This window comes from Streptomyces sp. NPDC048389 (assembly GCF_040706335.1).
Classification (GTDB): domain Bacteria; phylum Actinomycetota; class Actinomycetes; order Streptomycetales; family Streptomycetaceae; genus Streptomyces.
The window spans coordinates 101267-115912 of sequence record NZ_JBEZKP010000018.1; the positions used below are offsets into that span (position 1 = coordinate 101267).

Below are 14646 nucleotides of genomic sequence, written 5' to 3' on the forward strand. Positions count from 1 at the left end.
CATTTCCATGTAGCGTCACCCTCGCCCACCGTCGACGAGGAGGACGACCATGGCCGTTCCCAAACGGAAGATGTCCCGCAGCAACACCCGGCACCGCCGCTCCCAGTGGAAGGCCGCGACGGCCCAGCTCGTGCCGGTGACGGTCGACGGATCGACCGTCATGGTTCCGCAGCGGCTGGTGCGAGCCTACGAGCGCGGACTGCTGCACCCGGAGGGCTGAGGCGGCGCCGCGCCCGAGCGGTTGCCGGTGCCGCCGGCGAGGAATCAGTACGCGGAGTCGACGTTGTCGATGGAGCCGTACTTGTCGGCGGCGTAGTTCGCGGCCGCGGTGATGTTGGCGACCGGGTCGGTCAGGTCGCGCGGTGTGCCCTTGACGTGGTAGGCGTCGAAGGTCGGCTGGATGACTTGCAGGAGCCCCTTGGACGGGGTGCCGTTCTGGGCGTTGGCGTCCCAGTTGTTCTGGGCGTCCGGGTTGCCGCTGGACTCGCGCATGATGTTGCGGTGCAGGCTCTCGTAGCTGCCGGGGATGCCCTCGGCCTTCATGATGGCGAGCGCCTCCTTGATCCAGCCGTCGAGGTTGTCGGCGTAGACCTTCTTGCCCTTCTCCGGCTTGTCCGCCGTCTTCTCCGCCGAGGCGCCGGCCGCCGCCGAGGTCGCCGCCGGGGCGGCGTGAGCGGGCGAAGGGGCCAGGGTGAGCGCCACTGCCGCGGCACCCGCGGTGGCCATGCCGGTGAGCGAGAGCTTGCGGAAACGGGCGGTACGGGCGAAGGCGGTCATACGGAGGTACTCCCAGGGGGACGTCGTGGGGCCGACCAGATGAGGTTCGGCGGCGGAGGGAGATGACCCTCCGGGGACGTCAGCCATGGTCAGGGGCAGCCGGAGCGCGGCGCAAGAATGTGACCTACTACCCCACTGCAGAGGCATGACCGAATCATCCACAGATGGGGCGCATATTCCAGTTCGACTGGGTTCCGGTGTCCACTACCGGGCTTAGGACGTGACGTGGCTCCTATGCCCGGTGTCACAACGAGGGCCCTCCTGGCGGAGGCATCCGCCGTGGGGGGGGGGGGGGGGGGCCCCCCCCGGGGGGGGGGGGGGGGCCCCCCCGGGGGGGGGGGGGCCCCCCGACCCCCGCGGGGGGGCGCCCCCCCCCCCCGCGCCCCCCACGGCCCCGCCCCCCAGCCCCGCCGAAACACCCGCGGCCCCGCCCCGGGCGCCCCCCCCGCCCCCGCCCCCGCCCCCCCCCCCGCCCCCCCCACGACGGTGCGGCCCGCACGGGGGCGGCCGGCCTCACTCGAACCGCGAGGTGTCACCCGCCCCGCGGCGCACGATCTCCGGTTCGCCGCCGGAGAAGTCGATGACCGTGGTCGGCTCGGTGCCGCAGTCGCCGGAGTCCACCACGGCGTCCACCACATGGTCGAGCCGTTCCTTGATCTCCCAGCCCTGGGTCATCGGCTCCTCCTCGTCCGGCATGAGAAGCGTGCTGGACAGCAGCGGCTCGCCCAGTTCGGCGACCAGGGCCTGAGCGACGACGTGGTCGGGGATCCGGACGCCGACGGTCTTCTTCTTCGGGTGCAGCAGCTGGCGCGGCACCTCCTTCGTCGCGGGCAGGATGAAGGTGTATCTGCCCGGCGTCGCCGCCTTGATCAGACGGAACACGTCGTTGTCGACCTGCACGAACTGCCCCAGCTGCGCGAAGTTCTGACACACCAGTGTGAAGTGGTGACGTTCGTCCAGATTGCGGATCGACCTGATCCGGCCGATGCCGTCACGGCTGCCCAGCCGGCATCCCAGCGCGAAGCAGGAGTCCGTCGGATAGGCCACGAGCGCGCCGGCCCTGATGCTTTCGGCCACGCTGCTGATGGTGCGTCGCTGAGGATTCTCGGGGTGCACATCGAAGTACTTCGCCATCCGCCGAGTCTAGGGCGTGCAGGGCGCGTCGGAACCGCGCAGGCCGGCGGGCGCGATCCGCGCCGAACAGGGCCCCGGGCGGCACGCTCGGGATCCTGCCGGACCATCCGGGCGCGCCCGGATGCGTAACGGGGGCCTCAATGACCGGTACTTGACGCCCCGGCACCCAGTGCGGTGGCGATGCTGTCGGCGATCGGCGTCGTCGGGCGGCCGATCAGACGGCGCAGGTCGCCGCTGCCGCCCTCGAGCAGACCGCGCCGGACGGCGCTGACATCGACGTCCACGAGGATGCCGGCCAGCGGCTCCGGAACTCCGGCGCCGGTGAGGACCGAGCGGTACGCCTCGGCCGGAACGTCGTGGTACAGCACCTCCCGGCCGGACCGGTCGGACAGCAGGGCGGCGTACTCCGCCAGGGTCCAGGCGTGGTCGCCGCTGAGTTCGTACGCCTTGCCGTCGTGGCCGTCGGTGGTGAGGACGGCGGCCGCGGCGGCCGCGTAGTCGGCGCGGGAGGCGGAGCCGACGCGGCCCTCGCCGGCGCTGCCGACGACCCCGTGCCGGAGCTGGACCGGGATCTGGTCCGTGTAGTTCTCGCTGTACCAGCCGTTGCGGAGGAAGGTGTGGGTCAGGGCCGGAGCCGAGGACGGCCTGCTCGGTTGCCCGGTGCTCGTCGGCGAGTTCGAAGGCGGCCGCGGGACCGCCGAGAACGCTCGTGTACACGAGCCGGGCGACGCCTGCCGCCTTCGCGGCATCGATGACCGCGGTGTGCTGCGGGATGCGCTGTCCGACCTCGCTTCCGGAGATCAGCAGGACCGTGTCACCGGCCTTGAAGGCGTCCGCGAGGGCCTTCGGGCTGCCGTAGTCGGCGACGCGCAGCTCCACGCCGCGCAGGGCCAGGGGGGCGGCCTTCGCCTCATCCCGCACGACGGCTGCGATCTGCTCGGCGGGGATCCTGGCCAACAGCTCGTCGATGACGAGACGGCCCAGCTGCCCGGTGGCTCCGGTGACGACGATGCTCATGTTTCGACTGCTCCCGTGCTGCGTACGTGAACGCCTGCGGCGATGACGTCACTAACCGTAGGAGAGGTACTAACTATTCGGAAGTACGCACTTCTGGGTAAGCTGGGGGCATGAGCGTGAGAAACGAAACCGCCGCCGCCGGGCTCCGGGCGCCCGACGTCAATGCGGCGAACTGCCCCTCACGGCTGGTGCTGGAGCACGTCACCAGCCGCTGGGCGGTGCTCCTGCTCGCCACACTGCTCGACGGCACGCACCGGTTCAGCGAATTGCGCCGCACCGTCGGCGGGGTGAGCGAGAAGATGCTCGCCCAGACGCTCCAGACTCTGGAACGGGACGGCTTCGTCCGCCGGAAGGCGCATCCGGTCATCCCCCCGCGCGTCGAGTACTCCCTCACGCCGCTCGGCGAAGAGGCCGCCCACCAGGTGTGGGCCCTGGCCCGCTGGGCGGAGGCGCGGGTGCCCCGGGTGCAGGCCGCACGCGAGGACTACGACCGGGAGAAGGCCGGCGCGACGCAGGCCCGGGGCTGACGCCCGCCGCGGCACGGTGCGGGGCACGCGAGGGCACGGCGGCGCCGGCTCCGGCAGCCCTGCGGCGAGCCGGCGCGGGCGGGGGACGCCACCGGGCCGCGGCCGGGGGCCGCTACGGGTGTCCGCACCCGAGGGCGATGCCGTCGAGGACCATCGACAGGTACTGGCGGGCGATCTCGTCGGGGCTGTGCAGACCGCCCGGCCGGTACCAGGACGCGGCGACCCACACCGTGTCGCGCACGAAGCGGTAGGTGAGCCGGACGTCCAGGTCGGCACGGAAGACCCCGTCGGCGACCCCGCGCTCCAGAGTGCCCAGCCATGCCTTCTCGAACTTCTGCTGCGAGTCGGTGAGATACGAGAAGCGGGGCTGGGCCGACAGGTACCTCGACTCCTTCTGGTAGATCGCCACGGCCGCGCGGTGGCGGTCGATCTCACGGAAGGACTCCACGACGAGCGCCTCGATGGTCTCCCTGGGGCCGAGACGCGCGGCCAGTACGGCGTCGTATCCGGCCCACAGTTCGTCGAGGAAGGTGGAGAGGATCTCGTCGAGCATCGACTCCTTGGAGTCGAAGTGGTAGTAGAGGCTCCCCGCCAGCATGCCGGCCGCGTCGGCGATCTTGCGGACCGTGGTGGCGTTGTAGCCCTGCTCGGCGAAGACGTCGGCGGCGACGCCGAGCAGTTCGCGGCGGCGCTCGGGCGAGGGGCTCACGCTCTTCTTCCTGCCGCCGGCCGGGCCGACACCGGCCGGCGCCTTCTCGTCGTACGGCGCGTCACCGACCGGCGCCTTCTCGTCGTACGGCGCGTGGTTTTCGGGCGCGTCCCCGTTGGGCACATTACGTTTCGGCACGCTGCCATTGTCGTCCCCCTGCCCGCCCGCGGAGGTCCCGGGCAGCCGGATCAGCGGACGGAGAGGCTGGAGCGCCGGACGACCAGTTCGGGCTGGAGCACCACCCGCCGGTGCTCGTGCGTACGCCCGCCGCCCTGCGCCTCGGTCTCCTCCAGCAGCAGCTCCGCGGCCATCGTGCCCATCGTGACGGCCGGTTGCCGCACCGACGTCAGCGGGACGGCCGCGGCGGCCGCGAACTCGATGTCGTCGTAGCCGACGATGGCGAGGTCGTCGGGGACCGCGACACCGGCTGCGTACAGGGCCTGGAGGACACCGAGGGCAAGCAGGTCGTTGGCGCAGAAGACAGCGGTCGGGCGGTCGACGAGGCCGAGGATCCGGGCGCCCGCGTCCCGTCCCGCGCCGACGTCGAGCCGCTCGGTCGGCAGTTCGCGCAGGGCGTCCGGACCGAGACCGGCCTCGGCAAGGGCATGCAGGGCGCCGACGCGGCGGTCCCCGACCTGGTTCAGGTTCGGCGGGCCGCTGACGTACGCGATGGAGCGGTGCCCTGCGTCGAGAAGGTGCCGAACGGCCAGGGCTCCGCCCGTGACATCGTCGACGGAGACCGAGCACTCCGTGACGCCGTCGGCGACGCGGTCGACGAGGACGAAGGGGATGCCGTGACGGCGGAAGGCGGCGACGGTGCTCCCGGTGGCGTCGGCCGGTGTCAGCAGCACGCCCCGTACCCGCTGTTCGGCGAAGAGCGACAGGTACTCGGCCTCCTCGCCGGGACTCTGATCGCTGTTGCAGACCATCACGCCGAGGCCGGCCTTGCGGGCGGCCCGCTCGGCCCCACGGGCGACGTCGACGAAGAAGGGGTTGCCCATGTCGAGGACGAGGAGCCCCATGATCCTGCTGCGACCGGCGCGCAGCTGGCGTGCGGACTCGCTGCGGACGTAGCCCAGCCGGTCGATGGCGGACAGCACCCGGGCCCGGGTCTCCGCGGCCACCGAGTCCGGTCGGTTGATGACGTTGGAGACCGTGCCCACGGAGACCTTGGCGGCGCGAGCGACGTCCTTGATACCCACCGACTGGGACATCAGGCAGGAACCTCCGAGAGGACGAGGGGCGGCCGTGGCGTTTCACACTACCGTCACGCCGTCTCGGGAACTGCCCCGCTCAGGCGCCCGGCCGAGGCCGGCGGCAGGCTCTTCAGGCGAGGTGGAACACCTCGGTGAGGGGTTTCATCGCCTCGTCGGGGCGGGCGCCGTCGAGCGATTCGAAGAACGGCGCCATCTCGGCCTGCCAGCGGGCGTTCACGTCGGTGGTTTCCATGGCGGCCTGCGCCGCGGCGAAGTCCTCCGTCTCCAGGTAGCCGACGAGGAGCCCGTCGTCGCGCAGGAAGAGCGAGTAGTTGTGCCAGCCGGTGGACGAGAGCGCTTCCAGCATGTCCGGCCACACGGCCGCATGCCGCTCCCGGTACTCGTCGATCCGGTCCGCACGGACCTTGAGGAGGAAACAGACGCGCTGCACGAGGTGCCACTCCCGGGTGATGAAAGGTTTCAGCCCAGCCAGGGACGTTAGGCAAGGACAACCGGCCGGGTCAAGAGGTCTCCCTCCCGCGTCCCCACGATGGCTTGACTACCGGCAAGCGACCCGCCGACGGTTGACAGCCTCCTCCAAGCCACCTAGCTTCACGTTTGAATCGTTTCATACAGGCGTTCGCCCGTTCCTTTCCTTCCGATCCTTCCTTTCCTTCCGACCGATGCCACAGGAGTCCTGCAGTGACCGATCTCGCCGCGGTGAAGGCCGCGCTCAAGACCCAGGCCATCGAGACGCCGTCCTGGGCGTACGGGAACTCGGGGACCCGCTTCAAGGTCTTCGCCCAGCCGGGAGTCCCGCGCACCCCGGAGGAAAAGCTGGACGACGCCGCGCGGGTGCACGCGCACACCGGCGCCGCGCCGTCCGTCGCGCTGCACATCCCGTGGGACACGGTCGACGACTACGCCGCCCTGGCCGCCCACGCCGAGAAGCTGGGCCTGCGGATCGGGGCGATCAACTCCAACGTCTTCCAGGACGACGACTACAAGCTCGGCTCCGTGACGAACCCCGACCCGCAGGTCCGGCGCAAGGCGCTCGGCCATCTCCTCGAGTGCGTCGACATCATGGACGCCACCGGGTCCAGGGACCTGAAGCTGTGGTTCTCCGACGGCACCAACTACCCCGGCCAGGGGGACATCCGGGCCCGCCAGGACCGGCTCGCCGAGGCGCTCGCGGCCGTCCACGACCGACTCGGCGACGACCAGCGGATGCTCCTGGAGTACAAGCTCTTCGAGCCGGCCTTCTACACGACCGACGTGCCGGACTGGGGCACGGCGTACGCGCACTGCCTCAAACTGGGCGAGAAGGCGCAGGTCGTCGTCGACACCGGACACCATGCGCCGGGCACCAACATCGAGTTCATCGTCGCGGTGCTGCTGCGCGAGGGGAAACTCGGCGGCTTCGACTTCAACTCGCGCTTCTACGCGGACGACGACCTGATGGTCGGTGCCGCCGACCCGTTCCAGCTGTACCGGATCATGTACGAGGTGGTGCGCGGCGGCGGTTTCACGCCCGGGGTCGCCTTCATGCTCGACCAGTGCCACAACATCGAGGCGAAGATCCCCGCGATCATCCGCTCGGTGATGAACGTGCAGGAGGCCACCGCGAAGGCGCTGCTCGTGGACCACGAGGCACTGGCCGCCGCGCAGGCGGCGGGAGACGTGCTGGAGGCCAACGCCGTGTTCATGGACGCGTACAGCACGGATGTGCGGCCGCTGCTGGCCCAGGTCCGCGAGGAGCAGGGGCTCGACCCGGATCCGGTGGCGGCGTACCGGGCCTCCGGCTGGCAGGAGCGGATCGCCGCCGAGCGGGTCGGTGGACGGCAGGCGGGCTGGGGCGCCTGACCCTGCCGCGTCCTGGCCCGCCTGCCGCAACCCGCCGGTACTGCCCGCGTCCTGCCGCTTCCTGCGGGCGGACGGGGGCGAACCTTCCCATCGTGTCCGGGCCGTCACGCGCTCACCCGTTGTTCCATCGTGTACGGGCCGTCACGCGCTCACCCGTTGTTCCATCGTGTACGGGTCCCTTCCCGCGCGTACGGGCCGTTCCCGCGCATACGCGTTGTTTCCCGCGCACCGGCCGTTCCCGTACGCGCACAGGCCGTCCCCCGCCGCCGGTCGCACGCGCACCGGCCGTTCCCGTACGCGTACGGGTTGTTCCGCGTGCCGCCCCGCTGGAGCCCGCGCCCATGCCGTGCCCACGTTCGTCATCGTTCCGAAGGACTGATCCCATCATGGACGTTCATTCCCAAGCCGCCGCGCTGCTCGCCCGTTCGCACCGGCTCGGCGCCGATCCCCGTAACACCAACTACGCCGGCGGCAACACCTCCGCCAAGGGCACCGCGACCGACCCGGTCACCGGCGGCGACGTCGAACTGATGTGGGTGAAGGGCTCCGGCGGCGACCTCGGCACACTCACCGAGGGCGGACTCGCCGCCCTGCGGCTGGACCGGCTGCGCGCCCTCGCCGGCGTCTACCCGGGCGTCGAGCGCGAGGACGAGATGGTCGCCGCGTTCGACTACTGCCTCCACGGAAAGGCTGGCGCCGCGCCCTCCATCGACACGGCCATGCACGGGCTCGTCGAGGCCGCCCATGTCGACCATCTGCATCCCGATTCCGGCATCGCGCTGGCCTGCGCGGCCGACGGCGAGAAGCTGACCGCCGAATGCTTCGGCGACACGGTGGTGTGGGTGCCGTGGCGGCGGCCCGGCTTCCAGCTCGGCCTGGACATCGCCGCGGTCAAGGAGGCCAACCCGCGTGCCGTCGGCTGCGTCCTCGGCGGCCACGGCATCACCGCCTGGGGGGACACCTCCGAGCAGTGCGAGCGCAACTCGCTCCACATCATCCGCACCGCCGAGGCGTTCCTCGCCGAGCGCGGCAAGCCGGAACCCTTCGGTCCGGTGATCGAGGGGTACGAGGCACTGCCCGAGACCGAGCGGCGGGAGCGGGCCGCGGCCCTCGCACCCCACATCCGTGCCGTCGCCTCGAAGGACAAGCCGCAGGTCGGTCACTTCGACGACTCCGCCGCCGTCCTCGACTTCCTGGCGCGTGCCGAGCACCCGAGGCTGGCTGCCCTCGGAACGTCATGCCCGGACCACTTCCTGCGCACCAAGGTCCGGCCGCTGGTCCTCGACCTGCCGCCGACGGCTCCGACCGACGTGGCCGTCGCCCGGCTCGGCGAGCTGCACGCCGCCTACCGCGAGGAGTACGCCGCCTACTACCGGCGGCACGCCCTGCCCGACTCCCCCGCGATGCGCGGCGCCGACCCGGCGATCGTCCTGGTGCCGGGCGTGGGCATGTTCAGCTTCGGCAAGGACAAGCAGACCGCCCGGGTGGCGGGCGAGTTCTACCTCAACGCGGTCAACGTGATGCGCGGGGCCGAGGCCGTCTCGACGTACGCGCCGATCGAGGAGTCGGAGAAGTTCCGCATCGAGTACTGGGCGCTGGAGGAGGCCAAACTGCAGCGGACGCCGAAGCCCAAACCGCTGGCCACGCGCACCGCCCTGGTCACCGGCGCCGGTTCCGGCATCGGCAGGGCGATCGCGCACCGGCTGGTCGCCGAGGGCGCGTGCGTCGTGGTCGCGGACCTCGACGCCGCGAACGCGGCCGCCGTGGCAGAGGAACTCGGCGGGCCCGACAAGGCCGTCGCCGTGACCGTCGACGTGACGTCCGAGGAGCAGATCGCCGAGGCGTTCAAGGCTGCGGTACTCGCCTTCGGCGGTGTCGACCTGGTGGTCAACAACGCCGGTGTCTCCGTCTCCAAGCCGCTGCTCGAGACGACGGCGAAGGACTGGGACCGCCAGCACGACATCATGGCCCGCGGCTCCTTCCTCGTCTCCCGCGAGGCGGCCCGGATCATGACCGCGCAGCAACTGGGCGGCGACATCGTCTACGTCGTCTCGAAGAACGCCGTCTTCGCCGGCCCGAACAACATCGCCTACTCGGCCACCAAGGCCGACCAGGCGCACCAGGTGCGGCTGCTCGCCGCCGAACTGGGCGAGCACGGCATCCGCGTCAACGGCGTCAACCCGGACGGGGTCGTCCGCGGCTCCGGCATCTTCGCCGGTGGCTGGGGTGCCCAGCGGGCCGCCGTGTACGGCGTGCCGGAGGACAGGCTCGGCGAGTTCTACGCCGGGCGGACCCTCCTCAAGCAGGAGGTCCTGCCCGAGCACGTGGCGAACGCCGTCTTCGCGCTCACCGGCGGCGACCTCACCCACACCACCGGACTGCACATCCCGGTCGACGCCGGTGTCGCCGCCGCCTTCCTGCGATGAGCGAGGCCGTGAAGTCGTACGCCGCGGTCGACCTCGGCGCGTCCAGCGGGCGCGTCATGGCCGGCCGCGTCGGCCCCGGCAGCCTCGAGCTGACCGAGGCTCACCGTTTCCCCAACAGGCCGGTCCGTGTGCCCGAAGGGCTGCGCTGGGACGTGCTCGGCCTCTACACCGGCGTCCTCGACGGGCTGCGGGCGGCCGGACAGGTCGACTCGGTCGGCATCGACACGTGGGCCGTCGACTACGGCCTGCTCGACGCGGACGGCGCGCTGCTCGGCAACCCCGTCCACTACCGTGACGCCCGTACCGAGGGGATCGCGGAGGCGGTGCGGGCGACAGTGCCCGCCGACGAGCTGTACGCGGCGACGGGGCTCCAGGACGCGCCCTTCAACACGCTGTACCGGCTGGTGGCCGCCCGTACCTCCCCGCAGACGGCGCTCGCGAAGCGGCTGCTGCTCGTCCCCGACCTGATCGCCTACTGGCTCACCGGTGAGCAGGGCACCGAGCTGACCAACGCCTCCACGACCCAGCTAATCGACCCCGTGACGCGTGACTGGGCGCACGGCATCGCCCGCCGGCTGGACGTCGATCCGGGCCTGTTCGCGCCGCTGCGGCAGCCCGGCGACCCGGCCGGTGTGCTGCGTCCGGAGGTGCTGGAGCAGACCGGGCTGACCGGTCCCGTGCCGGTGACGGCCGTCGCCTCGCACGACACCGCGTCGGCGGTGGCCGCCGCGCCCGCCGCGGACGAACGGTTCGCGTACATCTGCACCGGCACCTGGTCGCTCGCGGGCCTGGAGCTGGACGCTCCCGTGTTGACGGAGGCGAGCCGCGCCGCCAACTTCACCAACGAGCTGGGGCTGGACGGCACGGTCCGGTATCTGCGGAACATCATGGGCCTGTGGCTGCTCCAGGAGTGCGTAAGGGCCTGGGGTGACCCCGGGCTGGGGGAACTGCTGCCCGCCGCGGAGAGCGTGCCGGGGCTGCGGTCCGTCGTGGACGCGGGCGACCCGGCGTTCCTCACGCCGGGGCGGATGCCGGAGCGGATCGCGGAGGCGTGCCGGGCCTCGGGGCAGCCGGTGCCCGAATCCCGCGCCGAAATCACCCGCTGCGTCATCGACTCGCTGGCCCTCGCCCACCGGCGGGCCGTCGAGGAGGCGCAGCGGTTGGCGGACCACCCGGTCGACGTCGTCCACATCGTCGGCGGCGGTGCCCGCAACGCGCTGCTGTGCCGGCTGACCGCCGACGCCTGCGGGCTGCCGGTGGTGGCCGGGCCGGCGGAGGCGGCCGCGTTCGGTAACGTCCTGGTGCAGGCGCGGGCCCACGGGATCGTCGGCGACCGGTGGCACATGCGGGACCTGATCGCCCGTACGCAGCCGCTGACCCGGTACGAGCCACGGGGCGACACGGCCCGGTGGACCGCGGCTCAGGCCCGGCTCGCGGAGCGCTGAGCGGCGGCCCCGGCAGCCGTGCGGCGAACCGGTGCCGCACCCGTCCGACGACCGACGATCGACGACAAGGAGTCAGCGATGCGTGTCGCCCTGTTCCTGACCTGTGTCAACGACACGCTCTACCCGGACACCGGGCGGGCCGTGGTCAAACTGCTGACCAGGCTGGGTGTGGAGGTCGACTTCCCGATGGGCCAGACCTGTTGCGGCCAGGCCCACTACAACACCGGCTACCGGCACGGTGCCGAGCCGCTGGCCCGGCACTTCGCGGACGTGTTCGGCGGCTACGAGGCGATCGTCACGCCCTCCGCGTCGTGCGGCGCGATGGTACGGGAGCTGTACCCGCGCATGGGCGAGCGGGCCCGGGCCGAAGGGCGGGGCGACGGGCTCGCCGCCGCCGTGGCGCCCGTGGTGCACAAGACGTACGAGCTCACCGAGTTCCTGGTGGACGTGCTGGGCGTGACCGACGTCGGGGCCCACTACCCGCACCGGGTGACGTACCACCCGACCTGCCACGGCCTGCGCGGCCTCGGTCTCGGCGACCGTCCGCGGCGGCTGCTGGCGGCCGTCAGGGGGCTGGAGCTGGTGGACCTCCCGGGCGCGGAGGAGTGCTGCGGCTTCGGCGGCACGTTCGCCGTGAAGAACGCCGACGTCTCGGCCGCGATGGGCGCCGACAAGGTGCGCAGCGCCGAGTCGACCGGCGCCGAGGTGCTGTGCGCGGCCGACAACTCCTGTCTGATGCACATCGGCGGGACGATGACCCGGCTGAGGACGGGCATGCGGCCCGTCCACCTCGCGGAGATCCTGGCGAGCACCGAAGCGGACACCGAGGCGGCCACGGAAGCCGATACGGAAGCGGACAGCCGAGCGGACAGCCGAGCGGACACGAAAGACATCGCAGAGGAGACCGGAGCATGAGCGGAACCTTCGTCGGCATGCCGGCCTTCCCGGAGGCCGCGCGGCAGGCCGTCCACGACCGCACGCTGCGCGGCAATCTGCGTCACGCCACCCGCACGATCCGCGCCAAGCGGGAGAAGGCCGTGGCGGAGCTGTCGGACTGGGCAGAGCTGCGGGAGGCGGGCCGGCGGATCAAAGACCACACCCTGCGCCATCTCGACCGCTACCTCGTGCAGTTGGAGGAGTCCGTCACGGCCGCCGGCGGCACCGTCCACTGGGCCGCCGACGCCGAAGAGGCCAACCGGATCGTGACCCGGCTGGTCAGGGCCACCGGCGAGTCGGAGGTCGTCAAGGTCAAGTCGATGGCCACACAGGAGATCGGCCTCAACGAGGCGCTGGAGGCAGCGGGCATCCGTGCCTACGAGACCGACCTCGCCGAGTTGATCGTGCAGCTCGGCGAGGACCGCCCTTCGCACATCCTCGTCCCGGCGATCCACCGCAACCGCGGTGAGATCCGGGACATCTTCCGCGCCCGGATGGGCCGGTGGGGCCGTCCGGCACCCGAGGGACTGACCGACACTCCCGCGGAGCTGGCGGAGGCGGCGCGGCTGCATCTGCGGGAGAAGTTCCTGCGCGCCAAGGTGGGAGTCTCCGGCGCCAACTTCATGGTCGCCCAGACGGGCACCCTGGTGGTGGTGGAGTCCGAGGGCAACGGGCGGATGTGCCTCACCCTCCCCGAGACACTGATCTCGGTCGTCGGCATCGAGAAGATCGTTCCGACCTGGCGGGACCTGGAGGTCTTCCTGCAGACACTCCCCCGCTCCTCGACGGCGGAGCGGATGAACCCGTACACCTCGATGTGGACGGGCACGGCGGACGGGGACGGCCCCACGGCGTTCCACCTGGTGCTGCTGGACAACGGCCGCAGCGACACCCTCGCCGACGAGGTCGGCCGGCAGGCGCTGCGCTGCATCCGCTGCTCGGCGTGCCTCAACGTGTGCCCGGTGTACGAACGGGCCGGCGGTCACGCGTACGGCTCGGTCTACCCGGGGCCGATCGGCGCCATCCTCAGTCCTCAACTGCGGGGCACGGGAAGCGAGATCGACGCCTCGCTGCCGTACGCCTCGAGTCTGTGCGGGGCCTGCTACGAAGTGTGCCCCGTCGCCATCGACATCCCCGAGGTGCTGGTGCATCTGCGCGAACGGGTCGCCGAGGGCGGCCGGGTGACGCGGCGGGGCGAAAAGGTGGTGCTGAAGCCAGCGAAGGGGCACGCCGCCGAGCGGGCGGCCATGCGCGCGGCCCGGTGGGCCTTCAGCCACCCGGGAGCGCTGCGCGCCGGGCAGCGGCTCGCCTCGCGCACCCGCCGGTTCCATCCGCGCACGCTGCCCGGTCCCGGCCGGGCGTGGAGCGGCACCAGGGACCTTCCCGCGGTGCCGGCGGAACCGTTCCGGGACTGGTGGCAGCGGACCGACGGCGGAAAGGACACGAAGTGAGCAGCAGGGACCGCATCCTGGGCCGGGTCCGGCGCGCGCTCGCCGACGTGCCCGTGGACGACACGCCGTACGAGCGGGCGATCGAGCGCCGCTATCTGCGTGAGCACACGTCCAAGGACGCCGGGCGGACGGTGGAGCTGCTCGCCGAGAACCTCGCGGACTACCGGGCGGTCGTGCACCGGTGCGAGGCGGGCGGACTGGCGGAGACGATCGCCCGGCTGCTCGGCGCCCGGGGCGCGTCGTCCGTGCTCGTACCGCCCGGAGTGGACGAGCGCTGGATGGCGGCCACCCGCGCGACGCGGGTGGCCGACCGGCCGGGGAGCACGGCGGAGGACCTGGACCGGGTGGACAGCGTGGTCACCGGCTGCGCCGTCGCGATCGCGGAGACCGGGACGATCGTGCTCGACGCCTCGCCCGACCAGGGCCGGCGCCGCGTCACGCTCGTCCCCGACCACCACATCTGCGTGGTACGCGTGCCCGACCAGGTCGTGTCGTCCGTCCCGCCGGCTCTGGAACGGCTCGACCCGGCACGCCCGCTGACATGGATCTCAGGGCCCTCGGCGACCAGCGACATCGAACTCGACCGCGTCGAGGGGGTGCACGGTCCGCGCAGCCTGGAGGTCGTGCTGGTGACGGCCTGAGGCCGGCCGCCACCTTCGGCGCGCGGCGGCGGTTCCTGCGGGGCCGGCCGCTCTGCGGGTGCGGGGGCCGACCGCACACGGGCCCGACCCGCCAGCCGCGGGCCGACCGCCCGTCGGCGCGGGAGCGGGGCTGGCCGCTCTGCGGTGCAGAGGCCGGGGCCGACCGCCCGTCGGCGAGGGGACGGGGGCCGACCGCTCTTCGGGCGCGGGGGCCGACCGCGCACGACCCGGCCCCGGACCCGACCCGCCGACCGCTCTTCGGGTGCGGGGCCGGCCGCCACTTCGGCGCACGACCGGAGTCTGGCGACGGCGCCGCTCGTGAACGAGGCGGTACGGCCCCGGGGGCCTGGTGTCAGGCGCCGGCCGCAGCGCACGCGGGATGGCCCCAGCCGTCGTCGTTCTTCGCGATCGTCTCGCCCTTGCCGTAGGGCCGGCCGCAGCGGCATCTGCCGGGGAACTTCGCCTTCACCGAACCGCGCCCGGCGCCCGCCGGCGTGCGCCGCGCGGCAGCCGGCCGGCGGGGC

13 protein-coding genes and 2 pseudogenes are annotated in these 14646 nt (G+C 72.3%); 8 read left to right on the forward strand and 7 right to left on the reverse strand.

The window, feature by feature from the left end:
* Positions 1–49 precede the first annotated feature (49 nt).
* The gene (rpmF, locus tag AB0903_RS15740; RefSeq protein WP_366703002.1) at positions 50–220 is read left to right on the forward strand and encodes a 50S ribosomal protein L32; all 171 of its coding nucleotides are present in this window, start codon (positions 50–52) and stop codon (positions 218–220) included.
* 44 nt (positions 221–264) lie between these two features.
* Here rpmF and AB0903_RS15745 read toward each other — a convergent pair whose 3' ends face one another.
* From AB0903_RS15745 to AB0903_RS15755, 3 genes and pseudogenes are all read right to left on the reverse strand, one after another.
* Entirely contained in the window at positions 265–777 is a 513-nt protein-coding gene (locus AB0903_RS15745; RefSeq protein WP_366703004.1) for a transglycosylase SLT domain-containing protein, read from the reverse strand.
* Positions 778–1290: 513 nt separating this feature from the next.
* A complete protein-coding gene (locus AB0903_RS15750) occupies positions 1291–1911 on the reverse strand; it encodes an L-threonylcarbamoyladenylate synthase (RefSeq protein WP_366703006.1) in 621 nt (206 codons plus the stop codon).
* 137 nt (positions 1912–2048) lie between these two features.
* Positions 2049–2928: pseudogene (locus AB0903_RS15755) on the reverse strand (SDR family oxidoreductase).
* 110 nt (positions 2929–3038) lie between these two features.
* Here AB0903_RS15755 and AB0903_RS15760 point away from each other — a divergent pair.
* Positions 3039–3455: a helix-turn-helix domain-containing protein gene (locus AB0903_RS15760; protein ID WP_366703008.1), complete on the forward strand. Its 417-nt coding sequence runs from the start codon at positions 3039–3041 to the stop codon at positions 3453–3455.
* Positions 3456–3567: 112 nt separating this feature from the next.
* Here AB0903_RS15760 and AB0903_RS15765 read toward each other — a convergent pair whose 3' ends face one another.
* The 3 genes from AB0903_RS15765 to AB0903_RS15775 form a co-directional block, all read right to left on the reverse strand.
* Positions 3568–4164 (reverse strand): TetR/AcrR family transcriptional regulator, encoded by a 597-nt coding sequence (locus AB0903_RS15765; RefSeq protein WP_366703039.1) that lies wholly within the window; start codon positions 4162–4164, stop codon positions 3568–3570.
* A gap of 188 nt (positions 4165–4352) precedes the next feature.
* A complete protein-coding gene (locus AB0903_RS15770; protein WP_366703009.1) occupies positions 4353–5378 on the reverse strand; it encodes a LacI family DNA-binding transcriptional regulator in 1026 nt (341 codons plus the stop codon).
* 112 nt (positions 5379–5490) lie between these two features.
* Entirely contained in the window at positions 5491–5811 is a 321-nt protein-coding gene (locus AB0903_RS15775; RefSeq protein ID WP_366703011.1) for an L-rhamnose mutarotase, read from the reverse strand.
* A gap of 251 nt (positions 5812–6062) precedes the next feature.
* Between AB0903_RS15775 and rhaI the strand changes: the two genes are divergently transcribed.
* The 6 genes from rhaI (at position 6063) to AB0903_RS15805 (ending at position 14122) form a co-directional block, all read left to right on the forward strand.
* Positions 6063–7223, forward strand: a complete 1161-nt coding sequence (rhaI, locus tag AB0903_RS15780) for an L-rhamnose isomerase (protein ID WP_366703013.1) — start codon at positions 6063–6065, stop codon at positions 7221–7223.
* Between the two features lie 386 nt (positions 7224–7609).
* Positions 7610–9649 carry a bifunctional aldolase/short-chain dehydrogenase gene (locus AB0903_RS15785; RefSeq protein WP_366703015.1) on the forward strand — a complete coding sequence of 680 codons (2040 nt, stop codon included), beginning with the start codon at positions 7610–7612 and terminating at the stop codon, positions 9647–9649.
* On the forward strand, positions 9646–11094 hold the full coding sequence (locus AB0903_RS15790; protein ID WP_366703017.1) for a rhamnulokinase family protein: 1449 nt from the start codon (positions 9646–9648) through the stop codon (positions 11092–11094). Before AB0903_RS15785 ends, AB0903_RS15790 begins: the two co-directional genes overlap by 4 nt.
* 78 nt (positions 11095–11172) lie before the next feature.
* Positions 11173–12009 carry a (Fe-S)-binding protein gene (locus AB0903_RS15795; RefSeq protein WP_366703019.1) on the forward strand — a complete coding sequence of 279 codons (837 nt, stop codon included), beginning with the start codon at positions 11173–11175 and terminating at the stop codon, positions 12007–12009.
* Positions 12006–13481 (forward strand): LutB/LldF family L-lactate oxidation iron-sulfur protein, encoded by a 1476-nt coding sequence (locus AB0903_RS15800; RefSeq protein ID WP_366703021.1) that lies wholly within the window; start codon positions 12006–12008, stop codon positions 13479–13481. The genes AB0903_RS15795 and AB0903_RS15800 overlap by 4 nt, the downstream gene beginning before the upstream one ends.
* A complete protein-coding gene (locus AB0903_RS15805) occupies positions 13478–14122 on the forward strand; it encodes an LUD domain-containing protein (protein ID WP_366703023.1) in 645 nt (214 codons plus the stop codon). Before AB0903_RS15800 ends, AB0903_RS15805 begins: the two co-directional genes overlap by 4 nt.
* Before the next feature lie 352 nt (positions 14123–14474).
* On the opposite strand, the pseudogene AB0903_RS15810 reads toward AB0903_RS15805, so the two are convergent.
* Positions 14475–14646: pseudogene (locus AB0903_RS15810) on the reverse strand (ribonuclease HI); the annotation flags it as partial.